The sequence below is a fragment of the Leisingera sp. ABM4_103 genome (assembly GCF_056158685.1).
In genome coordinates this window covers 456,797-480,671 of the sequence record NZ_JBSWTU010000005.1, presented here as the reverse complement: position 1 = coordinate 480,671, position 23,875 = coordinate 456,797, and the positions used below count along the sequence as shown (strand labels likewise).

The window sequence follows — 23,875 nt, the reverse complement described above, 5'->3', positions numbered from 1 at the left end:
AGGACCCGGCCAATGCAGGTCAGGCCATCGCAGCATCCCTTAAGCTCTCCCTGAACGCCATCTCCTCCAGTCCGTATTCCTCGCACGCATCAATCAGCGTGTGGAACGGTGCGATCGGGCAGCCGGGGCACAGCATCTGGCGGTTCATGAACTCGCCCGCGCAGGCGGGCCAGTGGTGGAACAGCTCGGACAGTGGCAGGTCGGGGTCGTCGAAATCGGGGCGGCGCATGTGGCATCCTCCTTTTCCTGCATCTTGCGTGCAGCAATGCGCCCGGTCTTTGCGCTTCAACAACATATGCGGCGGTGCGCGGGTTTAGGCAGGGCCTATCCGCAACTGTACTCAGGACCGCGATATGTCAGAGATACTTACCAAGTCGCGGGCCAGGAACGTGTTCTACGGGGGCTCCTTGTTCTTCGTCGTCGTGTTCGTGGCCATGACCGCGCACAGCCACCGCTTCATCGTGAACACATCCACCGCTGGCATGGAGCTGACCGACGAGGTGCGCCAGGGCAAGCACGTGTGGGAGCGCCATTCCTGCATCAACTGCCACACGCTGCACGGCGAGGGCGCCTATTTCGCGCCTGAAGTCGGCAACGTCATGACCCGTTGGGGCGTTCTGGACGACCCCGAAGGCGCCTATGAGATGCTCGACGGCTGGATGAAGTCGCAGCCTTCCGGCATCGAGGGCCGCCGCCAAATGCCGTTCTTCGAGCTGACCGAGGAAGAGACCAAGGCCTTGTCCGAATTCCTGCGCTGGGCGGATCAGACCGACACCCAGAACTGGCCGCCGAACGACGCGGGCTGAGGGGAGAAAAACAATGAAATATCAATCTCAAAAAGTGGCCTACGCCTATTTCATGGTGGCGATGGCCCTGTTTGCCATTCAGGTCCTGGGCGGGCTTTTAGCGGGGTGGATCTATGTCTGGCCCAACACGCTGAGCGAGCTCCTGCCGTTCAACATCGTACGGATGCTTCACACCAACGCACTGATTGTCTGGCTGCTTTTGGGTTTCTTCGGCGCCGCCTATTACCTGATCCCGGAGGAATCCGAGCGTGAGCTGTTCTCGGTAAAACTCGCCTATATCCAGCTGGCCATTCTTGTCGTCGGCACCTTGGGCGCAGTCGGCTCCTACCTCGTGGGCATCCACGGCGGGCGGGAGTTCCTGGAACAGCCCCTGTGGGTCAAGTTCGGCATTCTGGTCGCGGCGGTGATCTTCCTTGTGAACATCTCCCTGACTGTGCTGGCTGGCCGCAAGACAGCGATCACCAACATCCTGCTGATGGGCCTGTGGCTGCTGTCGCTCTTGTGGATCTTTGCCTTCATCAACCCGGACAACCTGTCGCTCGACAAGATGTACTGGTGGTTCGTTGTCCACCTGTGGGTGGAAGCCACCTGGGAGCTGGTGATGGCCGCGATCCTTGGCTACCTGATGCTGAAGCTGACCGGTGTTGACCGCGAGGTAGTGGAGAAATGGCTCTATGTCATCGTTGCTCTGGCACTGTTCTCCGGTATCCTCGGCACCGGCCACCACTTCTTCTGGATCGGCACCCCGGGCTACTGGCAGTGGATCGGCTCGATCTTCTCGACCCTAGAGGTGATCCCGTTCTTCGCGATGATGAGCTTTGCCTTCATCATGGTCTGGAAGGGCCGCAAGAACCACCCGAACAAGGCCGCGCTGCTGTGGTCGCTGGGTGCTTCCACCGTGGCGTTCTTCGGCGCCGGCGTTTGGGGGTTCCTGCACACGCTGCACGGGGTGAACTACTACACCCACGGCACCCAGATCACCGCTGCCCACGGGCACCTCGCGTTCTACGGCGCCTATGTGGCGATGAACCTGGCCATGTTCACCTATGCGATGCCTCAACTGCGCAACCGCGATCCCTATAACCAAGTGCTGAACATGGCGTCCTTCTGGCTGATGACCGGCGGCATGGCCTTCATGACCTTCGTGCTGACTTTTGCCGGCACCATCCAGACCCACATGCAGCGCATCATCGGCGACTACTACATGGACGTGCAGGACCAGCTTGGCATCTTCTACCTGATGCGCCTCGGCTCTGGCGTGGCGGTGGTCCTGGGTGCGCTGCTCTTCATCTACGCAACCGTCGTGGTCCGCCGCGAAATTATCAAACCCGGCCCCGCGGCCGTACCGGGAGAGTAAGCCATGAACGCGATGAACATGCCTTCCGTGCCCTTCTACCGTCCCGCAGGCGATGAATGCACCGTCTTCGAGATGGCCCAAGCCAACGGTCTGCCCCTTCTTCTGAAGGGGCCCACCGGCTGCGGCAAGACGCGGTTCGTGGAACATATGGCAGCCCGGCTCGGGCTGCCCCTCCACACCGTCGCCTGCCACGACGACCTGTCCGCCGCCGACCTGATCGGGCGCTACCTGCTGAAGGGCGGCGAGACGGTCTGGGTCGACGGCCCGTTGACCCGCGCGGTGCGCGAGGGCGGCATCTGCTACCTGGATGAGGTGGTCGAGGCCAGGAAGGACGTGGCTGTGGTGCTGCACCCCTTGACCGACGACCGCCGCCGCCTGGTGATCGACCGCACGGGTGAGGAACTGTCCGCGCCCAAGCCCTTCATGCTGGTGGCCAGCTACAACCCCGGCTACCAGAACATCCTGAAGAAGCTGAAGCCCTCGACCCGGCAGCGCTTTCTGTCGATCGGTTTCGACTTCCCGGAAGCCTCTGCCGAGACCGCGGTCGTTGCCGCTGAAAGCGGGCTGGATGAGGACCGCTCCGCTGCGCTGGTGCGGCTGGCGGGCCATATCCGCAAGCTCTCCGGCATGGACCTGGAGGAAGGTGTCTCCACCCGCCTCCTGATCTACGCCGCCACGCTGATCGCCAAGGGCATGAGCGTCGAGCGCGCGGTGGAGGCCGCCATCATCGAACCCCTCAGCGACGAGGCCGACGTGCAGCAGGCGCTGCGCGACCTTGCCGCCAGTGTCTACGGGTGATGCCATGATCCACGCTCTCGACCTTCTGGAACCCGAAGAAACGGTCGGCAACCTGTGGCATGGCATGGCCACACGGATCGGCGCCGCTGAGGACAGAACCGAACACACCGTCCGGTTCGAGGACATGCGCGCCAGCGTGGCGGCCTTGTTCCGGGCGCTGGGCGGGGCCGGGGGCGTGGAAATCCAGGTGGCGCCCGCGGTGCTATCGGACCACCGGCCGGACCCGCTGCGCCGCATTGGCACGCCGCGCGAGATGGTGCATGTGGCCAGTTTCGACGGCGAGCGCCTGCGCCTGCCGCCGGAAATGGCCGCCTTCCCGAGCCCCGGGCTGAACCGCAAGGCCTACCTGTGGCTGGCCGCAATGGCCGCCATGATCGAATTGCCGGATCGCAACGAGGACCGCTATCAGGCCGATCAGCTGGAAATCGCCGCCAATGCCCGCGCCGCGGACAAGGTGTTTGCCGCCTGTCCTGGGCTGCGGTCTGCCTATGGCGCGTTCTGTGCCCATACCGCCGGGACCCGCAAACGCAACGGCCTGCCGCGTTCCGAAGCGCGGATCGAACGGATGGTGCTGGATCAGATCGGCACTGACTGCCGGGTTGCCGAGCCCTGCACCTGCACCGCGCCGCGCGGCTACCGCACCTATCAGCCGGTGCCGTTCTGGCTGCGTTTGGCCGTTCCGCAAGCGGGCAGGGGGGCAGCCCCCGAAGCGGAGGAGATGAAAACGCCGGGCCTCGCCGTATCCACCCGCAAGACCGCCAAGCGGCAGGACCAGGACCAGACCACCCGCAAAGACAGCTTCATCGTCCACCGGTTCGAATCCATCCTGTCCTGGGCCGAAAGCCTGAACATCAACCGCATGGTCGATGACGACGACAACGAGAACGCCCAGAAGGCGGCGGAGGACCAAGACAACCTGACCCTCTCGCAGCACATGAAACGCGCGGCGTCGCGGCTGCGGATTTCGCTGGACCTGTCGCCGCAGGATGCCGAACATGAACGGCTGGCGGGCCAGTTCACTTATCCCGAGTGGAACCACAAGCTGGGCAAACACATGCCCGCCCATACTTGTGTGCTGGAGGCCGAAGGCAAACCCGCCGACAGCTTCCAGCCCGACCCGCGGCTGGTCGCCCGCGTGCGCCGCCAGTTTGCGCCACTGCACCCGCGCCGGGTGATGCTGCCGCGGCAGTTGGACGGCGACGAGCTGGATCTGGAAGCAGTGGTGAAATCCCATGTCGATCTGGCCTGCGGCCAGCAGGGCAGCGACCGGGTCTGGCAGGCCAGCCGCCCCATGGCCCGCGACCTGAGCGTGGCGGTGCTGATGGACTGCTCCCGCTCGACCGAGGCCACGGTCGGCGACCGCCCGGTGATCGAGACCGCCCGCGAGTCCCTGGCAGCACTTGCCGGCGGTATCGCCACGGCGGGCGACCGTCTGGGCATCTGGGGCTTCTCCTCGCTGCGCCGCGACCGGGTGTTCGTGACCCGCGCCAAAGGGTTCGAGGACCCGATGTCAGAGGCGGTCACTGCCCGCATCGGCGGCTTCAAACCCGGCCACTACACCCGGCTCGGCGCTGCAATCCGCCATGCCTCTGCCCAGTTGGCTGAGGAAGGATCCGAACGCCGCCTGCTCTTGGTGCTGACCGATGGCAAGCCCAATGACCTGGACCACTACGAAGGCGTGCACGGCATCGAGGACAGCCGTATGGCGGTGCGCGAGGCGCGCGCCCTGGGCCAATCGGTGCACGGCGTGGTGATCGACGCCGACGGGCAGGACTGGTTTGCCCGCATCTTCGGCCGCGCGGGGTTCACCCTGCTGCCCGACCCGGACCGGCTGCCGCGCGCGCTGCCGGAAATCTATCAATCCCTGACAATGGAGCACTGAGATGAAACGCATTCTCTCCTTCGCCCTGCTGGCCCCCTCCAGCGCCTTTGCCGCGACCTTCGAACGCCCCATCCCGCAGCCCCAGACCGAAACCGCCGAGTTCTGGTTCCTGATGGGCTCCATCGCCCTGATCGTCAGTCTGGGGTTCGTCCAATACCTGGTTAGCCGACGATGACACCGCAGCCCTCCTGGCGGCTTCTGGCAGCGCTCTACCCGTTCGGGGCGGGTGCGGCAGCCGTCAACATCTTCTTTGCCTCGCTGATTGCCAGCTGGATCGGCTGGCGGGTGCTGACCCCCTATGAATCGGTGGCCTGGGGTCTGCTGTTGGGCCTGCCTGTCACTTATGCCTTTGCACGCCATATCGAGCGGCTGAAACGGCAGGCCGACGGCGGCTGACCCCGCGCCGGGATGCAAAAAGGGCCCTGCACTGCAGGGCCCCGGTACCGTTTAAGACCGGCGTGAAACCGGGTGGCAAGGCGGCTCGGGGGGATGGGGGAGCCGCCTTGCCGCAGGATCAGCTGTCTGCTGCCAGCAGGCCAGCTTCCTCCGCTGCCTGCACTTCGGCCAGATCGGCCTCGCCATCGGCATTGGCGTCAATGGTGGCAAAGGTTTCGGCCGTCAGATCCGGGAAGGCCGCCTGCAGTTCCTCCAGCGAATAGGTGCCGTTGCCATCGGTGTCGGCCTCGGTGATGGACTCCATCGCGGCCAGCGGCGAAGCGGCCAGAGCAGCAAAGGCGGCGGCGGTCAGCGCGAATTTTTTCATGTGAGACACTCCATTCGTTTGTTTGGTTTTCTGCTTGCGGCCACGCTGTTTCGTGGGCCGTGGCATAGAGCTATGGCGTCCCGTTCGCTGGTGCTATCCCCTTGAGGTGAATTGGCAATTTCCGGCGCCGGACTGCCTGAACGCGGCTGTCCGTTCGGCGCTTTGCTGCCCCTGCCGCAGGCTGGTCCTTTCTCCGCTCAAGGCCGGGGGGCCGTTCTGCAGAATTCTGCCTGCACGGTTTCCGCCCTTCCCGCGCTCCTTGAAAGCTTGCACCGGGAACCAGCAGTGCAATCGGGGGTAGTTCACAAAGATGAGCTGTCCCGCCTCCAGAATTTGCGGCCGGCACCAGATCGGGCGGGCAGTGTCAGGCGGCACTAGAAGCTGAAGCTGTGCTTAGGGTTGGGAACAGCGCGGCTGCACTGCGCCGGCGCGCCTACTGAGACGCAACGGCGAAGCCGCCGTTCAGGGCGCTGACGGCAAGCTCCGGAGTGCTGGTGCGGCTGGCCATCCGTTCCAGATTGACGATGGTCGACAGCATGATGCGGTCATGGCTCCAGTCACTCGGCCGCTGCAGCAGCATCGCCGTTGCCAGCACCACCCCGGCCATGGCCAGGGATACCAGCCCCCAGCCCAGCGAGTTCGGCCCCTGCGGCTGAGCCGCTGTCACCGCGATAATGCGCCGCTGCAACGACGCGCCGCGGCGGGTTTCGCGGCGGTCCACCAGTGCTACCGCCGGGCTGCGGCGGGTGAACAGGGCAGGCCCGCGGGCGGCATGGGCGCAGGCGCGGATCAGGCATTCGCAATAGGCGCGCACATCGAACCGGGGTCGGGCCATCAGTGCCTGGTCGCAAGCAAACTCACGCAGCAGCCGCACTTCGCGCCGCCAAAGATAAAAGGCCGGGTTCCAGAACAGGGCGGGGCGCAGCATCTCCAGCAGGAATTCGCATTCGATATCGCGCTGGCGGAAGTGCTGCAGCTCATGCGCGACAGTCAGGCGCAGATCGCGCGGGTCGTTCAGCAGGGCAGAGGGCAGCACCACATATCGGCAAAACAGCCCGCGGGTCGAATAGGCCACGCTGATGGTGTCGGAAACCATCAGCTGTACCCGGCCGATCCGTTTCCAGGTAAAGGCGCCTGCCAGATTCTGACGCAGCCGGAAGACAGAAACAGCCACATGCGCCAGGCAGATCAGCGCCCCGGCGGCAAAGGCAGCGGCTGTCACCTGTGCCCAAAGCGGTTGCAGGCTGCTGAGATCGCGCACGGCGTCCTCCCGCAGGCCGAGCAAGGTTTCAAACTTGCCCGCGCTCATGCTGACATTGCCCTGCAGGTACTGCGACACCAGCATGTCCGAAAAGTTCGGCGGGTGCGCGATGACAAAATGGGTGAAAGCAAGGATCAGAACCGGCGAGGCCGCCAGCAGGACTGTCATCCCGTTCAGCAGCCGCAGTTGCGGCTGGTAGGCGCGGCCCAGCCTGCTGCGGGCCAGGATCTTGCGCGCGGCCAGCCACAGTGCAGCACCCGCCAGCAGCAGGATGTTCAGGTCGATATAGGCGTTAAGCAGAACCTCAGTTGGCATTGTCCCCCAGCCTTTCCTCCAAGAGCGCCCGCATCTCCTCGAGCATCTCGTCGGTCACATCCTCATCATCGACCAGCCGCGCCACCAGTGCGGCGGGCGCGCCGTTGAAGAGCTTGCTCGAAAGGTTCTTCAGAGATGTTTTCTGATACTCTGCCTTGGGAACGGCCGGGCGGTAAACCAAAGAGCGGTCCTTGCGCTCGCTGGTAAGGAAGCCCTTTTGCTCCATGATCTTGAGAACCGTGGCCACCGAGGTATAGGCGCGTTCCTGCACCTTGTTCAGCTCGGCCAGGATATCACGCACGGTGCCGCCGCCCATGTCCCAGACGACGGTCATGAATTCCAGCTCAACCTCGGTCAGCAGGGAAGTGTCGTGTTTCTTGCGCATCGCCTCGGCAGTCCGGCTCATTTGGTGGTTCCAGTCATGCTAGGGGAAGGGGGCTCCCGTGAAAACTATTTTTTTAGAAGACGTGCGGCGGCGGGGTTTCTGTTGTCAAATTGTGCGCTGCCGCGCGAGTTTGTTCAGCAGGATTGCGGGGTGATGGGCCAGTCTTTGGGACGGTGCCTGACGCATCGGTTCGGGGGGCTGAGAAGGCCTTGAAGGGCAGGTTTGCCTTCAAGGCCGGTCTCCAGTGTGTTTTAGGTTTGCGCGTCAAGGGCAAGCCGCCTGCGGCGGGGCCTTTGGCCCCCTTGACCCGCAGGGACAGCATTGAAACTGACCCGCAGGTTATCAGACCTTCCAGAAGCAGAAGATGCCCCAGGCAATCGACAGGCCGAGCGGCCACCACAGCGGCATCCCTACCAGTCCCAGCCAGGCCAGGAAGATGTAGGAGGTGCCCAAGAGGCTGATGAACAGCCGGTCGCCGCGGGTGGTGGTGAGGCCCAGCACGCCCTTGCGGGCCGCGCCGCCGGGGTGGCGGATCTCAGCGATGATCAGCACGCCGATGGCGGTGAAAATGCCGATGAACAACAGGGCAGTGGGCCAGGTCCAGGCCATCCATGAAAGCATTACACCCTCCCCATCGCGAAACCCTTCGCGATGTAGTTGCGGACAAACCAGATCACGATGGCGCCCGGAATGATTGTCAGAGTTCCCGCTGCCGCCAAGAGCCCCAGTTCATAGCCCGCGGAGGACGCGGTCTTGGTCATTGTGGCGGCAATCGGCTTGGCGGCGACGGCGGTCAGTGTTTTTGCCAGCAGCAGTTCCACCCAGGAGAACATGAAGCAGAAGAAAGCCGCCACACCCACGCCTGCCTTGATCGACGGCACAAAGATCGTCGCGAAGAAGCGCGGGAAGGAATAGCCGTCGACAAATGCGGTCTCATCCAGCTCCTTGGGCACGCCGCCCATGAAGCCCTCCAGGATCCACACTGCCAGCGGGATGTTGAACAGGCAGTGCGCCAGGGCGACGGCCAGGTGGGTGTCGAACAGCTCCACCGCGGAGTAGAGCTGGAAGAACGGCAGCGCGAACACCGCAGCCGGTGCCATCCGGTTGGTCAGCAGCCAGAAGAACAGCTGCTTGTCGCCCAGGAACCGGTAGCGGCTGAAGGCGTAGGCTGCCGGCAGCGCCACCGCAATGGAGATCACGGTGTTGATCGACACATAGGCGATCGAGTTGATGTAGCCCCAGTACCAGCTGGGATCGGTGAAGATGGTCTTGTAGTTGTCCAGCGTGAAAGTCTGCGGGAACAGCGAGAAGCCCGCGAGAATTTCATTGGTCGTCTTGAAGCTCATCGCCACCAGCCAGTAGATCGGCAGCATGAGGAACAGGATATAGACGATGGGGACGATGGATCGTTTCTGCATTGTGATCCCTCCCTTAGTTCAGGTCGTCTTTGGTCATCAGCGTGTAGAACAGCCAGCTGACCAACAGAGTGATTGCGAAATAGATGAGCGACATGGCAGCTGCGGGGCCGAGGTCGAACTGGCCGAGCGCGATTTTCACCAGGTCGATCGACAACAGCGTGGTCGAGTTGCCGGGACCGCCGCCGGTCAGAACGAACGGCTCGGTGTAGATATTGAAGCTGTCCATGAAGCGCAGCAGGATGGCGATGGTCAGCACCGTCTTCATCTTGGGCAGCTGGATGAACCGGAACACCGCCCAGTTGGAGGCACCGTCGATCTTGGCCGCTTGGTAATAGGCGTCGGGGATCGAGACAAGGCCCGCGTAGCTCAGCAGCACCACCAGCGAAGTCCAGTGCCAGACATCCATGGTGACAATAGTCACCCAGGCCGCGACGGGGTCCTGCGTCATGTCGTAGTTGATGCCCAGCACGTGGTTCAGCGTGTAACCCAAGAGGCCGATGTCAGGCAGGGTGAAGATGTTCCACATCGCGCCGACCACGTTCCACGGGATCAGCATCGGCAGCGCCATCAGCACCAGGCAGACCGGCACCCAGAAGCCCTTGCGCGGCATCGACAGCGCAATCGCGATGCCCAGCGGCACCTCGATGATCAGGATCAGGAAGGTGAACAGGAATTGGCGGCCAAGCGCCGCGTGGAAGCGGTCAGAGCGCAGGATCTGCTGGAACCAGTCCAGTCCCTGCCAGAAAAACACGTTGTCGCCAAAGGTTTCCTGCACCGAGTAGTTGACCACCGTCATCATCGGGATCAGCGCGTTGAATGCGACCAGCGCCAGCACCGGCAGCACAAAGAACCAGGCTTTCTGGTTTTCGGTTTTCATCAGGCCGCTCCTTGTTCGTCTGCAGCGGGGGAGGTGGCAAGCCAGCCATCCACGTAAAGCCGGGTCATGTCCTGGCGGAAGGCGAGGTGCACGGCGCTGCCTTTTTCGGGGGCGGCGCCATCGGTGATCGCGTTGATGCGCTGACCGCCGGCCTCGCATTCCACCACCGTGTGGCGGCCGATGTCAGAGACCTTGGTGACGGTTGCGGGCAGGCCGGTGTTCGACAGGGACACAAACTCCGGGCGGACGCCGATTTCGGTCTGGCCGTTAGCTGCACCCTGAATGGGGCCTTCCAGCGCGATCTGCTGGCCCGCGAACACGGCGGCACCGTGCTGCAGCTCGCAAGGCAGGATGTTCATCCCCGGCGAACCGATGAAATGGCCGACAAAGGTATGCGCGGGGCGTTCGAACAGCTCGACCGGCGTGCCGATCTGCACCACCTCGCCCAGTTGCATCACCACCACCTGATCGGCAAAGGTCAGCGCCTCGGTCTGGTCGTGGGTGACGTAGATCATCGTTGCCTGGACGCGCTGGTGCAGCTCCTTGAGCTTGGAGCGCAGCTTCCACTTCAGGTGCGGATCGATCACGGTGAGCGGCTCGTCGAACATCACCACGTTCACATCCTCGCGCACCAGCCCGCGCCCCATGGAGATCTTCTGCTTGTTGTCGGGTGACAATCCTGCCGCCTTCTGATCCAGCATCCCGGTCACTTCGAGCATTTCGGCAATCGCCATCACCCGCCGGTGCACGGTGGCCTCGTCCCGGCCGCGGTTGCGCAGCGGGAAGGCCAGGTTGTCGTAGACCGTCATGGTGTCGTAGATCACCGGGAACTGGAACACCTGGGCGATGTTGCGCTGGTCCGGGGGCAGGGCGGTCACGTCCTTGCCGTCGAACAGGATCTGGCCTTCGGATGGAACCAGCAAGCCCGAGATGATGTTCAGAAGGGTGGATTTGCCGCAGCCCGAGGGGCCAAGCAGCGCATAGGCGCCGCCGTCGGTCCAGTCGAGGTCGATTTCCTTCAGCGCGTAATCCGAGTCGGATTTCGGTGCCGAAAGATAGCTGTGGCGCAGTTTTGAAAGAGTTATTTTAGCCATTGATGCCTCACGCCGCGCGGCTGCCGTCAGGGGCAAAGAAATAGGCCTGCGCGGGGTCCATGTAGAAATCGTGCAGCTCGCCCACCTGATAGGGGTGGACGCCGTGGGCCAGCGAGACCCAGCTGCCGGTGCCCATGTCGAAATGAGCGGAGCTTTCAGAGCCGGAGAGTTCGGTCACCTGCACCTGGCCCGACAGCTGCACATGGGCGCCGTTTTTCGCCACAGGCAGCACGTGGTGCGGGCGGATGGCGATGGTGTAGGTGCCATCGGCCAGCCCGGCGGCAGCACCGCTCAGCTCCCAGGTGACGCCAGCGCCCAGCAGGGCCGTGCTGCCCTGCTTGGTGATCTCGGCGGTGTTGATCGGCGGGTCGGAGAACACCCGCGCCGCATCGACATTGCCGGGGTTGCGGTAGATCTCGGCGGTGGGGCCGAACTGGGTCACCCGGCCATCGCGCATCAGCGCGGTCTTGCCGCCCAGGAGCAGCGCCTCTTCCGGTTCGGAGGTCGCATAGACCACCACAGCGCCGCGGCCTGCAAACAGCTCGGGCAGCTGGTCGCGCAGCTCTTCGCGCAGTTTGTAGTCGAGGTTGGCCAGCGGCTCATCCAGAAACACCGCGCGGCTTTCCTTGGCGATCGCGCGGGCCAGCGCACAGCGCTGCTGCTGGCCGCCGGACAGCTCATGCGGGCGGCGGTGCAGCATCGGCTTCAGCTGCAGGATCTCAGCAGCTTCCTCGACGCGGCCGGCAATCTCCGACTTGGCCATGCCTGCCACCTTGAGGGGCGAGGCGATGTTTTCATACACCGTCATGTGCGGGTAGTTGATGAAGAACTGATGCACCAGGCTGATGTTGCGCTTCTGGGTGCTGAGACGGCTGACATCCTCGCCATCCATCAGCACCTGGCCGCTGGCCATCGGGTCAAGGCCCGCCATCAGTTTAATGAGTGAGGTCTTTCCGGAGCCGGTGGCGCCGAGGAGGACGTTAAAGTGACCGGGCTCCAGCAGCAGGGAGGTTTCCTTGATGTGCTGAATAGCGCCGACGCGCTTGGTCACACCCTTGAGTTCGAGTGCCATCTTGCTTTGACTTTCTGGCAGGCGGCCTGTTTGCGCGCGGGGCAGGGGCGCGCTGGGGTCTTGGGGAAAAAGGCCCCGGAAGACGGGAAAGGGTCTCCGGGGCCTGATGCAGCCCGGCCAGATGATGGGGATCGCTGGCCGGGCCGGGAGGAGGCCTTAGTTGGTTGCCCAGCGGGCCACCAGCTCGTCATAGTTGACGGTCTGGCCTTCCGGCTTCTCGTTTTCCAGCTTCGGCTTGGCACCGCCATTGGCGAACCACCACTCCGCGTCCTTCTCTTCGTTCAGGCGCGGGCCGCAGCCGCCATAGACATTCGCCTGCTCGTCTGCACGCTGCATACGGCCCATGGTGATGTCCATTTCCTCGGCCAGACGGTCCATCGCTTCCTGCGGCGTGAAGGCGCCGGAGTTCACGTCACCGATTTGCTGCCACCAGATCTGGGCCAGCTTCGGATAGTCCGGAACGTTGATGCCGGTCGGCGACCATGCCACACGGTCAGGCGAGCGGTAGAACTCGACCAGGCCGCCCAGCTTGGGTGCGCGCTCGGTGAAGCTTTCGTGGTTCACGGAAAAGTCGCGGATGAAGGTCAGGCCAACGTGCGATTTCTTCACGTCCACGGTCTTGGACACAACGAACTGGGCATAGAGCCAGGCAGCCTGGGCACGGTCCAGCGGGGTGGACTTGAGGAAGGTCCAGGAACCCACGTCCTGATAACCGACCTTCTGGCCTTCTTCCCAGTAGGGGCCGTGCGGGCTGGGCGCCATCCGCCACAGCGGGTTGCCCTCGGCATCAACGGTATTGTTGCCTTCGGACTGCGGCTTCACCATGTCGGCGGTAAAGGCGGTGTACCAGAAGATTTGCTGTGCCACGTTGCCCTGTGCCAGTGCCGGCAGCGACTGGTAGAAGTCATAGGATGCAGCGCCCGGAGGAGCATACTTGCGCAGCCATTCGTCCCACTTGCGGATCGCATAGACCGCTGCCGGGCCGTTTGCAGCACCGCCGCGGGTCACGCTGGCGCCCTGCGGGTTGCAGGAGCCTTCTTCCATGCGGATGCCCCATTCGTCGATCGGCACGCCGTTCGGCTCACCCTTCGAACCGGCACCGGCCATCGACAGCCAGGCATCGGTCATCCGCCAGCCAAGGTCCGGCGCGCGCTTGCCGTAATCCATGTGGCCATAGATTGCGGTGCCGTCGATTTCCTTGACGTGCTCGCTGAAGAACTCGGCGATGTCCTCATAAGCGGACCAGTTGACCGGAACGCCCAGGTCATAGCCGTACTTTTCCTTGAATGCGGCCTGCAGGTCTTCGCGGTCGAACCAGTCCTTGCGGAACCAGTACAGGTTCGCGAACTGCTGGTCGGGCAGCTGGTACAGGTCGCCGTCCGGGCCGGTGGTGAACTGGGTGCCCATGAAGTCATCCAGGTCGAGACCGGGGTTGGTCACGTCCTTGAACTCGCCTGCCATCATGTCGGTCAGGTTATAGGCCAGCTGCAGGCGCGAGTGGGTGCCGATCAGGTCGGAGTCATTGACGTAGGCGTCATAGAGGTTCCGCTTGGTCTGCATCTGGGTCTGCACGGCCTGAACGACCTCGCCTTCACCCAGAATCTGGTGGTTCACCTTGATGCCGGTGATCTCCTCGAACGCCTTGGTCAGAACCTCGGATTCGTAGGAGTGCGTCGGGATGCCTTCCGACAGCACGTTGATCTCCATGCCTTTGAACGGCTCAGCCGCCTGGATGAACCACTGCAATTCCGACAGCTGCTCATCCTTGGTCAGCACCGAAGGCTGAAATTCTTCATCAATCCATTTCTTGGCCGCCATTTCATCGGCATAGCCAATCGATCCCGCAACCATCGCGCAAACGGCGGCTGCGGACAAAAGATACTTCCGCATCTTTTTCCTCCCTGAAAGTCGTTTAAAGCCAGCTATGCATTGGCTGCACCTGACTGCCATAGAGCTTTCATAGGTTGGATTATGTTGTCAAACTAATTTTTTAGTAAGTGTTATGTGATTGTTTTAATTGGTATAATGAGCCCGTCATCAGGCGCATTCCGCAGGTGCATACCATGCCGCATCGCAGCATCTCCAGTTGTGACGCAACGCCACTTCTCGCCCTCATTGCCGTGAAAAAAGCAGTCGCCGCGCCAAGGCATTCCCGTTACAGAGACGCCATGACGCAAGAAACCACATTCGAGATCTTCCTGACCGCACCGCCTGGGCTGGAGCAGGCGCTGCTGGCCGAGGCCAAGGAGCTGGGTTTTGCCGCGCCCAAGGCAGTGCCGGGCGGGGTCACGGTGCAGGGGGATTGGCGGGAGGTCTGGCGGGCCAACCTGTCGGTACGCGGTGCCGCGCGGGTTTTGGCGCGCATCGGCGAGTTCCGCGCTTTCCACCTGGCCCAGCTCGACAAGCGCGCGCGCAAGTTCCCCTGGGGCGATGTGCTGCGCCCGGACGTGCCGTTGAAGGTGGAGGTCGCCACCAACAAGAAATCCAAAATCTACCACGCCGGCGCCGCCGCCCAGCGGGTGGAAAAAGCCATTGCCGAGACCCTAGGCGCCCCCGTCACCAAGGATGCCGAGCTGACGGTGAAGCTGCGCATTGAGGACAACCTCTGCGTCTTCAGCGTCGACACCTCGGGTGAGGGGCTGCACAAGCGCGGCCACAAATCCGCCGTCGGCAAGGCGCCGATGCGGGAAAATCTCGCCGCCCTGTTCCTGCGCGAATGCGGCTATAACGGCAATGAGCCGGTGGTCGATCCGATGTGCGGCTCCGGCACCTTTGTGATCGAGGCAGCCGAGATCGCCAAGGGCCTGCTGCCGGGCCGCAGCCGCAGCTTTGCCTTTGAAAAGCTTGCGACTTTTGATGCGAACGCCTGGGCAAAGCTGAAGCAGCAGGGCGAGGCACGCGCAACGGACGTGCTGTTCCACGGCTCCGACCGCAACGCCGGTGCCGTTGAGATGTCCACCGCCAATGCCGAGCGCGCCAGCGTTGCGGACTGCACCCGGTTCATACAGGCCGCCGTCAGCGATTTGCAGCGCCCCGAAGGCCCGCCGGGCCTGGTCATCGTTAACCCGCCTTACGGTGCCCGCATCGGCAACAAGAAGCTGCTCTTTGCCCTCTACGGCGCCTTGGGACAGGTGCTGAAGGAGCGGTTCTCCGGCTGGCGTGTTGGTATCGTCACCTCCGAAACCAGCCTGGCCAAGGCGACCAATCTGCCCTTCCTGCCGTTTGGCCCGCCGGTTGCCCACGGCGGCCTGAAGATCCACCTTTTCAAGACTGATCCGCTGCCCTGAACAGGTCCGGGTACGCAAGAGGGCGCCCCGCGGCGCCCTCGACAAGGTTTGCATTGATGAGGCTGGTTCAGCCGATGTCGTAGATATCGCCCGTCCCGCCCTCGGTGCCGCCACCGGGCACAGTGCCACCCGCTGGCTGGGTCATCAGCGCCATAAAGTCCTCGGCACCGGGCTCGCCGCTGCTGCCCTGAAACTGGCCTGCCAGGTTGGCGTCATACCAGTTGCTTAAGCCCTCGCCGGTGACACCGCCATTGGCATAAGAGCTGCCGCTGCTGGCCGCCACCGCCGGATCATAGCCGCCTTCCAGAACCTGTTGCGACCCGTCCGGGTTGCTCACCACCAGAGACATGCTGCTGAGGTCGATATCCTCCAGCGTCAGCCCGGTGTCTGACCACAGGGTGAAGTTGGCATTGGTGACGGTGCCGTCGGTGCTGTCCGGCACCTGGCCGAATTGCACCATCGCGTCGAAATTGCCGGGCACGGTGGTGCCGGTGTCCAGCGCATTGACGGAATTGGCATTGGCCTCATGGCCGGTCACCGGCAGCGCGTTTTCGTCCGGGAAGAAATTCAGCCCGCTTACGCTGGCGTCATCCGCCATGTTGAAAAACAGCCCGTCGATGTCGGCCACTTCACCGTCCCAAGAGGTCGGCTCCATCTTGATGAACAGCTGGTTTTCCGGCGTCTGCAGCACCTCGACGGTGACACTCGGTTCGCCATTGCCGCCGATCTCGAAGAATACGGACGTCTTGCCGCTGTCTCCGCCGCCACCTGTGTCACCACCGGTCCCCTTGGTGCCGCCAGTTCCGCCGGACCCACTGGTGCCGCTTCCTTTGGTCCCGCCGCTGCCCGAGCCCCCGGTACCGCCGGACCCCTTGGTGCCGGACCCGCAGCCATGCGTTCCACCCGAACCCTTGGTCCCGCCTGACCCGCCTGAGCCACCAGTCCCTCCGGACCCGTTCCAGTCATCTTCCTCGCGGTACCACCAGTGCTTTTTGCCGTGATGGCCCTTGCCGCCGCAGCCCTTGGTGCCGCCGGACCCTCTGCTGCCGCCGGATCCTTTGGTGCCGCCGGATCCTTTGGTGCCGCCGGAACCTTTGGTGCCGCCGGATCCTTTGGTGCCGCCGGATCCTTTGGTGCCGCCGGAACCTTTGGTGCCGCCGGATCCTTTGGTGCCGCCGGAACCTTTGGTGCCTCCGGACCCCTTGGTGCCACCGGACCCCTTGGTGCCGCCGGACCCCTTGGTGCCGCCGGACCCCTTGGTGCCGCCGGAACCTTTGGTGCCTCCGGAACCCTTAGTTCCGCCAGAACCTCTGGTGCTGCCGGAGCCGTCCTCCTCATCCTTCCTGTCTTCGCGCCAAGCCTTATAGCCCTTGCCTTTCCAGCCATAACGGTCAGACAAGTGGCTGTCGTACCAGCGGCCGAAATGCCCGCCTTGCACGCCGCCGTTGTAATAGCTGTTGCCGCCGCAGGCCTGCTTGCCGCCCCAGCCCCATGAGAAATGTCCCCGGCCCATTATCTACCCCCAGGCAAAACCTCGAAACCCAATTGCGGATTGGCCTGTGCACAGGACGCAAACACGCAATTGGCAAAGGTAAGGAAGCCGGCGGGAAGGGCCAAATTTTCGGCACGTTTTAGGCAAATTCCAAGAATTCCGGAGAGAATAGGGAAACAATACTCCGTCGCTTGCCCCGATTGTGCCGATCTCTCCGGTCAATGCAACGTCACACGTGTTTCCAGGCGGCGCGAATCAGCCTGCGGCCCGCAGCGATTGCCCAAATCTGTCCCGAAAAATGCCGCCTTCGCCCGCTAAGGCGTTAACCGCAGAGGGGTGAGCTGGCCCGGATCCGGACCAGCATGTTGGAAAGGGGGCAGGCAATGGCTGACGGGAAATTCGACGACCGCACCGCGTATATCGCGGCGGCGGCCTGGGAGGTGCTTGGCGAGGAACCGGTGGAAATTACCGCCCCGGGCGGCAAGTCGCGCTCCTCGCTGCGGCTGCATTTCAAGGACCGCACGGCGATTGCCACCCTGCGCGCCAATTTCCGCCGCACCCACCTGGAAGCCTTTGTGCTGGAGCAGCTGGCACCGCATTGCGATGACATACCGCGGGTGCTGGGGGTGCATAATGACGTGCTGTTTCAATCCGATACCGGCGAGACGCGGCTGAGCGAGGAGATCATCGAGCACGGCGAAACAGACCAGCTCGACCTGGCGGCCGAGGCCTGCGCCGCGATCTTCCGCATCCAGGCGGCGGCCCGCAAGACTGAGCTGCACACTGTGCTGCCGCATTTGGGCGCCAACCGCAGCTGGATCCGCAACTTCATCAGTTCCGTGGAGGCGCTGGAATCCTATTCCATGGGCGTCCCAGATGCGTTCGACTACCCGGCGGTGGCCGAATACATGGAGCAGCCGGGGGTTCAGTTCCTGAAGTGGGACTGCCGCGCTGGCAATGCGGCGATCGGCGAGGACGGTTATGTCCGCTGGTTCGACTTTGAGTATGCGGGCCTGCGCCACGGGGCAGAGGACTTTGCCTGGCTCATCGGCGACGAGACCTGGCCGATTGCGCCTGACAAGATGGCCGATGTGATGATCGAGACCTTCGATCCAGCCTGCGGCCATGAGATCGGCGCATATCTGGAGTATCTCTCGGCCTATACGGCCTTGCACTGCATTCAGCGGCTGGAGCTGATCCAGAAGGAAGTGAAGAGCCGCGGCTGGCTCAGCAAGGAGCGAGTGCGCAAGTTGGACGATGCCGGCGTGCATCCGGAATTTGCCGCGCAGCTGTGCCGCACCGGCGCTTATTACGCAGCGCAGTCCCGGCTGACCGCACCGCTCAGCCGCAATTTCGAGGCCGCGGGCCGCGCCTTCAAGGCCATGTCCGAGGGTTGAAGGTTTGTCTCTCCTGTGACGTGCCGTCCGGGTTTCGGTGATGAAATCCGCGGGGTTATCCTGCCGCCAGACACACACGGGGGAGAAGACATGCAGCAGGCCGAAGATTTCCGCGCCGAAAGCCGCGCCCTGGCGGCCATTCTGGAGGACCTGCCGGAGGCGGAGTTTCACCGGGCAACCCAGTTCAAGGACTGGACCCTTGATCACGTGCTTGGGCACCTGCACCTGTTCAACGCCGCGGCGGAGGCGTCGCTGCAGGGCGAGGCGGAGTTCGCCGCCTTCATCGCGCCGGTGCTGCGGGACATGCAGGCGGGCAAGTCCATCCTCGAGTGCCAGTTTCCCTGGCTGGACGGCCTCACGGGCCGCGCTCTGTATCAGGCTTGGCAGCAGGGGGCGGAACGCTGTGCTGATGCTTATACCGCTGCGGACCCCAAGACGCGGCTCAGGTGGATCGGGCCGGACATGAGCGCGCTCAGCGCCATCACCGCCCGGCAGATGGAGACCTGGGCGCATGGCCAGGAGGTGTTCGACCACCTGGGACTGCAGCGGCAGGAACAGGACCGCATCCGCAACATCGCGCATCTGGGTGTGGCCACCTTTGGCTGGAGCTTCCGCAACCGCGGGCTGGAGGTGCCGGAGCCTGCGCCTTTCGTGCAATTGACCGGCCCGTCGGGCGCAGTCTGGGAGTGGAACACGCCGCAGGACGGAAATTTCGTCAAGGGCAGCGCAGTGGAGTTCGCGCAAGTGGTCACGCAGGTCCGGAATGCCGGCGACACCAGCTTGCAGGCGGAAGGCACCGCCGCGCAGGAGTGGATGCGCACCGCCCAATGTTTTGCCGGCCCGCCGGAAACGCCCCCCGCCAAGGGCAGCCGCTTCACCGCAAAGTCCTGATCCGCCACTCTGTTCATCCGGGGCAACTAAAGTGCAGGAGCCCCGGTAAGGTGCAGGAGGAGGAGCTCCCGCCCGGCTTCAGCCGTCCTGGCGGACGGCTTGTGCCCGTTGGGCGTAGCGCCGCGCAGAGCGCGGCGCTACGCCCAAGGCCGCCAAGGGGTCCCGGCGCAGCCGGGGCACCTGCGGGCGCGGGAGCGCTTTGTTTTCTCAGGCGCGGGTGGTTGCCGGACGCTTTGAGCGGCGGCCTCTGGTGCATGCGGTCCGGCCGGACTTCAGCCGCAGCCGCTCAGCTTCCGTTCCAGGCGCGGGTCAGGCCTTCCAGCGCCATACGGTCAGGATCCGCGAGGCTGACCGGCACCGCCTGCGCCTCCAGCGCGGCCGAATAAAGCGCCTGCACCGGCGGCTCTGCGATCAGGGCCAGGTTCTGGCCCAGCCAGTAGGGCCGCGCTGCGGCCAGCTCGGCGCCCAGCAGCAGCCCCCAGATCCGGGCGCGTGCGGTGGCGGCCGGCATCTGCCCCAGAACCGCCGCGGCCTGCACCGAGGCCAGGCGGGCCGCCAGCAGCTCCGGCTTGGCAATCCCGTCGGCTGCCGCATCCGTCAGCACCGCCTTGTCCCAATCGCCTGCCGTCTCCAGCCCCATCGCCTGTGCCGTGGCCTGCGCCAGCTGCCCGGTCAGGGCGCTTTGGAAACTGACCGCCTCGCGGGCGCTCACCTGCACCCAGTGTGTCACCGCTCCCGGCAGGCACACCACCCCGTCCCAATCCGGGTTCAGCTGCAGGAACCCGCTGAGCCGGGCCAGCGCGCCGTGCATCGCGCCGCAGGGGGCCGCCTGGCTGAGTCCAGGCAGGGCATGGACCTCCAGCCCCTCCAGCCGGGTTTCGTGCAGCGGCAGATCCGCCGGCGCAACCGGAACCGGGCGCGGCGGCACCAGCGAACTGCCGCCCAGCACCACCGGACAGGCAGTGCCGCCCATCGCCTGACGCAGCGCTTGGGCCAGCGCGGCAGGGCTGCTGTCCGGCAGCTGCAGCACCTGCGCAGGGGCCGGGGTGCCATCCGTCACATTCCAGGCGGTAAGCGTCAGACCGTCCAGGTTGGCGGCCAGCCAGCCGGCCGCGTTTTGCGGAGGGTGCATGATGTCCTCGTTTCTCTGCCATGGCATTGCACGCGCTTATGGCGGCGATTCCCTTGCCCGGCAAGGGCACTGAGCGCTCTTGGACAGGCCCGGATACCCGTTTGGAGAGGGTCCTGTCCGTTGGTATGCCCGTCATAGGCTATATCGTCCGGGAATTGTTCAAATGACAAGCTTTGAAGCTCTGCGTCACGGATGGAAAATCCAGTATCATCTTTCTGTGGCCAGTCCGGGACAGCACCTGCCCGGCGGAGCGGCCGCAGCGCAGCAGAAAGGCTGCACCGCGCCGGCACTGCGGACTGACTGATGGCAGCACGCCTGCTCTGAACGTCTGTCTGCGCCGGATCCATCAAGTCCGGACCGCGGCTTTGGCCGCAATCACCGCAACCGGCCGTGACAGCAACAGGAGAGACCGCAGACATGCCCGCCGCACCGGCACCGCACAATGCAATATTTGCCCAGCTGGCCGCGCGTCATCTGCTGGCAAAGGGCTTTACCCCTGCCGCAGTGTTCGCTGGAACGGGGTTCGGCCAGGGCTTGTTGAACCAGGAAGAGCCTGCCGCGCCCTTTGCCGCGATCGCCGGTCTTTTCAGCCGGGCCGCAGAGCTGTCGAAAGATCCCCTGTTCGGCTTTCACCTCGGCTGCCGCAGCGACCTGCGCGCGGCGGGCCTGCTGGGCTACATCGCCCGCACTTCGCCAACCGCGGGGTGCTTCCTGCGCAATATCGCGCGGTATGCCGGGGTGATGAGCAGCGGCTGGGAAGTGGATACGTCCCGTCTCGCGTCTCATGGAGAGTTCGCTTGGTCCTGCAAAGCGGCCTCCGGCCAAAAGGCGGATCAGTACATCGAATTCCTGGCGGCGCTGTTCTTCACCGCCCTGCGCGAGGCCGCCGGGACCCGGATCGAGCCGCAGCAGGCGGCCTTTGCCCATCGGCACCGCCGCGGTGTCGATGAGATGGCGGCCTACTACGGCTGCCCGGTGCGGTTCGGCGCCGCGGCCAGCTGCGTTGTCTTCAAACCGGAGGATCTGGACTTGCCGCTGCTGAGTGCCGACCGTCTGCTCTTGCGGGTCCTGCGCGCCTATGGCGACCAGATGCTGCACGGGCGGGGGCTTGGACGCGGCAGCACTGATCTGACAGCGCAGGTCGAAGAAGCGGTGTCCGCCCGGCTTTCCGGCGGTTCGGCGTCGCTGGCAAATGTGGCGGGGGATCTGGGCATGAGCCCGCGCACCCTATCGCGCAAGCTGGCACGGGCAGGCACCAGCTACTTCACCATTCTTGAGGAGTTGCGCAAGGCTCTGGCGATCCGCTATCTGCGGGAGAGCAGGCTTTCGCTGTCCGAAATTGCTTTCCTTCTCGGCTATTCCGGCCTCAACAGCTTCAGCGAGGCCTTCCGGCGCTGGACAGGGCAAAGTCCGGGGCAGTTCCGGGGCGGCTGACCGGTGCAAATCGCGCTGGGCTTGCTTCAATTCTGCACCTGATTTAACTGGATTAGGAACAATTCCGGGAATCTCCAGGAAATTGTTTCCGCCCGCACCCCTTGCTGGCGGCTTTTTTGGGGGTTTCCGGGCGCCTTTCCACAATTTGCGCGAATTTTCTAAAATTTAGTTTAACTAGGGGTGACTGCCGGAATGCAGGGCCGCCAAGGATTTAGGCGGAGCACAATATGGACGCGGGCGCGTGGGGGCGCGCCCCGTTTGGAATCTGAAAATCAGTAGAGGCGTTCTGCGGCCCACGGCGCGCGGGATACCGGTTTGAGTTTATAACCAGCCGCCCTTTTCAAGGGGGCGGTCCAGCCAAGTTCGGGCTGGAAAACGGGGGTTTGAAATGAAAGACATGGTTCCCGATGGGGCGGGTCTGTCTTTTGCGCAGTTCGAGCAGAAGGTCAGGCAGGGTGCAATAGCCCGCCGGTCCTTGCAGCAGTTGCGCTTGCAGCCGGCCAATATGAACACAGGCCTGACAGGTCTCGCGGTGCCCCGCCTGCCCGCTGTCCGGCCCGCACGCAGCGCAGGCGGCAGCGGATACTGGAAGGCAGGCAAGCGGGGCTTGGATTTGCTGCTGGTGGCCGTCAGCCTGCCGTTGACGCTGCCGCTGATCGCGCTCTGCGCCGCGGCACTCTGGCTGGAGGGCGGGCGGCCTTTCTACACCCAGCCGCGGCTGGGCCGCGGCGGTAAAGTGTTCCGTATTCTAAAGCTGCGTACCATGGTGCGCGATGCCGACGCCTTGCTGCAGCATTACCTGGCCACCGATCCGGCCATGCGCTGGGAATGGCAGCAGACGCAAAAACTCAAGAACGACCCGCGCATCACCCGCGTGGGGCGTGTGCTGCGGATGACGTCGCTGGATGAGCTGCCGCAGCTGTGGAACGTGATCAAGGGCGACATGAGCCTGATCGGCCCGCGCCCGATGATGCCGGAGCAGCTGCCGCTTTACGGCGATACCCGCGCTTACTTTGCGCTGCGCCCGGGTATTACCGGCATCTGGCAGGTTTCGGTCCGCAACGAAGGCAGCTTTGACAGCCGTGTGCAGGCCGATTTTGAATACTGGGAGGAAGTGTCCCTTAGCCGGGACCTGCGGCTGCTTTGGCGCACCGTCGGTGCGGTGATGAAGGGGACGGGATATTAACTTCTGTCTGCTCCGCTGCAGATCTGCGCACCGGGCGCGGCAGCGGAACAGCCAGCCATTGCGGAGGGCGTGTTTGTGAAGCATTTTGCAGTATCAGGGGCTTGTGCTGCCACCCCGGCGCCCGGCCCGCAACAGGGACTGGACAGCGATGAGGACGGGATGAGCGAGCAGGGCTTCAAGCGGTTCCGCCGCCGCCGCTCGGCAGCGGCTGCAGCGCCGCCGTCCGCTGGCGGTTCCGGCGCAGCATCCTCCCCGCCGATGGCGGCACCGGGCACACTGCCTCCGGCGCAGCTGCCGGCAACCCTGCCGGAGCCTTGGGACCTGATCCGCCAGGGGCCGTTCGACCCGGTGGTGCAGCGGGCAGCGCGCCTGCCTCTGGTCAGCCGGTTCCGCACCTCGCCTGCGGCCAAATCCTTTGACCTCCTGCGCACCCGGCTGCTGCACACTCTGAAGGAGCGCGGTTGGAAGCGGGTCGCCGTGACAGCGCCCGCAGCAGGAAGCGGCACCACCTTCTCGGCGGTCAACCTGGCGCTCAGCATGGCGCGGGTGCCGGGCAGCCGCACCATCCTGATGGACATGAACTTCCGCCGCCCCGGCGTGGCGCAGGCGCTGGGGATGGCGGCGCATGGCGATCAGGCCGCTTTCCTGTCCGGCAGTATCCGGATGGAGGACCAGCTGCTGCGCCCGCTGCCCTCGCTGGCCGTTGGCCTCAACCAGACTGCGGACCAGGACGCGGCGGAACTGCTGCACAGCGGCTGCTGTGGCGAGGCTCTGGACGAGATGATGCTGCGCTCGGGCGCCGATACCGTGCTCTTCGATCTGCCGCCGGTGCTGGAGCATGACGACACTGCCGCCTTCCTGCCGCAGGTGGACGCGGTTTTGCTGATCTCGGACGGAACTGGCACCACCGCCGCCCAGCTGGCCGCCTGCGAAAGGATGCTGGCCGGCCACACTGAGCTTCTGGGCGTCGTCCTGAACCGCGCCCGCAAGTCGGACAGCCCGCTGAACTGACCGCCGCGGCGTCATAG

General features: G+C 64.2%; 24 protein-coding genes. 12 read left to right on the top strand and 12 right to left on the bottom strand.

Annotated features, from left to right (window positions below; genetic code table 11):
• Positions 1 to 19: 19 nt before the first annotated feature.
• The gene (locus ACXAED_RS03985; RefSeq protein ID WP_475047063.1) at positions 20 to 229 is read right to left on the bottom strand and encodes a hypothetical protein; all 210 of its coding nucleotides are present in this window, start codon (positions 227 to 229) and stop codon (positions 20 to 22) included.
• A 124-nt stretch (positions 230 to 353) separates the two neighbouring features.
• Here ACXAED_RS03985 and ACXAED_RS03980 point away from each other — a divergent pair, with 124 nt between their 5' ends.
• From ACXAED_RS03980 to ACXAED_RS03955, 6 genes are read left to right on the top strand one after another with little or no spacing between them, the layout of a single operon-like run.
• Entirely contained in the window at positions 354 to 806 is a 453-nt protein-coding gene (locus ACXAED_RS03980) for a c-type cytochrome (protein ID WP_475047061.1), read from the top strand.
• 13 nt (positions 807 to 819) lie between these two features.
• On the top strand, positions 820 to 2,163 hold the full coding sequence (locus ACXAED_RS03975) for a cbb3-type cytochrome c oxidase subunit I (protein WP_475047059.1): 1,344 nt from the start codon (positions 820 to 822) through the stop codon (positions 2,161 to 2,163).
• Between the two features lie 3 nt (positions 2,164 to 2,166).
• Positions 2,167 to 2,961 carry an AAA family ATPase gene (locus tag ACXAED_RS03970; protein ID WP_475047058.1) on the top strand — a complete coding sequence of 265 codons (795 nt, stop codon included), beginning with the start codon at positions 2,167 to 2,169 and terminating at the stop codon, positions 2,959 to 2,961.
• 4 nt (positions 2,962 to 2,965) lie between these two features.
• Entirely contained in the window at positions 2,966 to 4,843 is a 1,878-nt protein-coding gene (locus ACXAED_RS03965) for a nitric oxide reductase activation protein NorD (protein ID WP_475047057.1), read from the top strand.
• A 1-nt stretch (position 4,844) separates the two neighbouring features.
• Positions 4,845 to 5,018 carry a hypothetical protein gene (locus ACXAED_RS03960; protein ID WP_475047055.1) on the top strand — a complete coding sequence of 58 codons (174 nt, stop codon included), beginning with the start codon at positions 4,845 to 4,847 and terminating at the stop codon, positions 5,016 to 5,018.
• Complete coding sequence (locus tag ACXAED_RS03955; RefSeq protein WP_475047054.1) at positions 5,015 to 5,239, top strand: NnrT protein; 225 nt, start codon at positions 5,015 to 5,017, stop codon at positions 5,237 to 5,239. Before ACXAED_RS03960 ends, ACXAED_RS03955 begins: the two co-directional genes overlap by 4 nt.
• Positions 5,240 to 5,357: 118 nt before the next feature.
• On the opposite strand, the gene ACXAED_RS03950 is transcribed toward ACXAED_RS03955, so the two are convergent.
• The 9 genes from ACXAED_RS03950 to ACXAED_RS03910 form a co-directional block, all read right to left on the bottom strand.
• Positions 5,358 to 5,606, bottom strand: a complete 249-nt coding sequence (locus tag ACXAED_RS03950; RefSeq protein ID WP_475047052.1) for an EF-hand domain-containing protein — start codon at positions 5,604 to 5,606, stop codon at positions 5,358 to 5,360.
• 433 nt (positions 5,607 to 6,039) lie between these two features.
• Positions 6,040 to 7,182: a M56 family metallopeptidase gene (locus tag ACXAED_RS03945; RefSeq protein ID WP_475047050.1), complete on the bottom strand. Its 1,143-nt coding sequence runs from the start codon at positions 7,180 to 7,182 to the stop codon at positions 6,040 to 6,042.
• The gene (locus tag ACXAED_RS03940; RefSeq protein WP_475047049.1) at positions 7,172 to 7,588 is read right to left on the bottom strand and encodes a BlaI/MecI/CopY family transcriptional regulator; all 417 of its coding nucleotides are present in this window, start codon (positions 7,586 to 7,588) and stop codon (positions 7,172 to 7,174) included. The genes ACXAED_RS03945 and ACXAED_RS03940 overlap by 11 nt, the downstream gene beginning before the upstream one ends.
• A 321-nt stretch (positions 7,589 to 7,909) precedes the next feature.
• Positions 7,910 to 8,188, bottom strand: a complete 279-nt coding sequence (locus ACXAED_RS03935) for a DUF2160 domain-containing protein (RefSeq protein ID WP_027236659.1) — start codon at positions 8,186 to 8,188, stop codon at positions 7,910 to 7,912.
• Positions 8,188 to 8,985 carry a carbohydrate ABC transporter permease gene (locus tag ACXAED_RS03930; RefSeq protein ID WP_421055566.1) on the bottom strand — a complete coding sequence of 266 codons (798 nt, stop codon included), beginning with the start codon at positions 8,983 to 8,985 and terminating at the stop codon, positions 8,188 to 8,190. Before ACXAED_RS03930 ends, ACXAED_RS03935 begins: the two co-directional genes overlap by 1 nt.
• Positions 8,986 to 8,998: 13 nt before the next feature.
• Positions 8,999 to 9,862 carry a carbohydrate ABC transporter permease gene (locus ACXAED_RS03925; protein WP_475047047.1) on the bottom strand — a complete coding sequence of 288 codons (864 nt, stop codon included), beginning with the start codon at positions 9,860 to 9,862 and terminating at the stop codon, positions 8,999 to 9,001.
• Positions 9,862 to 10,956: an ABC transporter ATP-binding protein gene (locus tag ACXAED_RS03920; protein WP_475047046.1), complete on the bottom strand. Its 1,095-nt coding sequence runs from the start codon at positions 10,954 to 10,956 to the stop codon at positions 9,862 to 9,864. The genes ACXAED_RS03925 and ACXAED_RS03920 overlap by 1 nt, the downstream gene beginning before the upstream one ends.
• A 7-nt stretch (positions 10,957 to 10,963) precedes the next feature.
• Positions 10,964 to 12,028, bottom strand: coding sequence for an ABC transporter ATP-binding protein (locus tag ACXAED_RS03915; RefSeq protein WP_475047044.1), 1,065 nt, complete (start codon positions 12,026 to 12,028; stop codon positions 10,964 to 10,966).
• Positions 12,029 to 12,184: 156 nt separating this feature from the next.
• Positions 12,185 to 13,918 (bottom strand): ABC transporter substrate-binding protein, encoded by a 1,734-nt coding sequence (locus ACXAED_RS03910; protein ID WP_475047042.1) that lies wholly within the window; start codon positions 13,916 to 13,918, stop codon positions 12,185 to 12,187.
• 278 nt (positions 13,919 to 14,196) lie between these two features.
• Between ACXAED_RS03910 and ACXAED_RS03905 the strand changes: the two genes are divergently transcribed.
• Positions 14,197 to 15,315 carry a THUMP domain-containing class I SAM-dependent RNA methyltransferase gene (locus tag ACXAED_RS03905; protein ID WP_475047041.1) on the top strand — a complete coding sequence of 373 codons (1,119 nt, stop codon included), beginning with the start codon at positions 14,197 to 14,199 and terminating at the stop codon, positions 15,313 to 15,315.
• 67 nt (positions 15,316 to 15,382) lie between these two features.
• Here ACXAED_RS03905 and ACXAED_RS03900 read toward each other — a convergent pair whose 3' ends face one another.
• Positions 15,383 to 16,828, bottom strand: coding sequence for a hypothetical protein (locus tag ACXAED_RS03900; RefSeq protein WP_475047039.1), 1,446 nt, complete (start codon positions 16,826 to 16,828; stop codon positions 15,383 to 15,385).
• A 362-nt stretch (positions 16,829 to 17,190) separates the two neighbouring features.
• On the opposite strand from ACXAED_RS03900, the gene ACXAED_RS03895 reads away from it, so the two are divergent.
• Together ACXAED_RS03895 and ACXAED_RS03890 are read left to right on the top strand one after the other, a co-directional pair.
• Positions 17,191 to 18,204: a hypothetical protein gene (locus ACXAED_RS03895; protein WP_475047036.1), complete on the top strand. Its 1,014-nt coding sequence runs from the start codon at positions 17,191 to 17,193 to the stop codon at positions 18,202 to 18,204.
• Between the two features lie 90 nt (positions 18,205 to 18,294).
• Complete coding sequence (locus tag ACXAED_RS03890; RefSeq protein WP_475047034.1) at positions 18,295 to 19,095, top strand: TIGR03084 family metal-binding protein; 801 nt, start codon at positions 18,295 to 18,297, stop codon at positions 19,093 to 19,095.
• 286 nt (positions 19,096 to 19,381) lie between these two features.
• On the opposite strand, the gene ACXAED_RS03885 is transcribed toward ACXAED_RS03890, so the two are convergent.
• Positions 19,382 to 20,227, bottom strand: coding sequence for a 2-dehydro-3-deoxygalactonokinase (locus ACXAED_RS03885; RefSeq protein WP_475047032.1), 846 nt, complete (start codon positions 20,225 to 20,227; stop codon positions 19,382 to 19,384).
• A 417-nt stretch (positions 20,228 to 20,644) separates the two neighbouring features.
• Between ACXAED_RS03885 and ACXAED_RS03880 the strand changes: the two genes are divergently transcribed.
• From ACXAED_RS03880 to ACXAED_RS03870, 3 genes are all read left to right on the top strand, one after another.
• Positions 20,645 to 21,661, top strand: coding sequence for an AraC family transcriptional regulator (locus tag ACXAED_RS03880; RefSeq protein ID WP_475047030.1), 1,017 nt, complete (start codon positions 20,645 to 20,647; stop codon positions 21,659 to 21,661).
• Between the two features lie 388 nt (positions 21,662 to 22,049).
• The gene (locus tag ACXAED_RS03875) at positions 22,050 to 22,847 is read left to right on the top strand and encodes a sugar transferase (RefSeq protein ID WP_475047028.1); all 798 of its coding nucleotides are present in this window, start codon (positions 22,050 to 22,052) and stop codon (positions 22,845 to 22,847) included.
• Between the two features lie 159 nt (positions 22,848 to 23,006).
• Positions 23,007 to 23,858 (top strand): CpsD/CapB family tyrosine-protein kinase, encoded by an 852-nt coding sequence (locus ACXAED_RS03870; RefSeq protein WP_475047026.1) that lies wholly within the window; start codon positions 23,007 to 23,009, stop codon positions 23,856 to 23,858.
• The last annotated feature ends 17 nt before the right edge of the window (positions 23,859 to 23,875 follow it).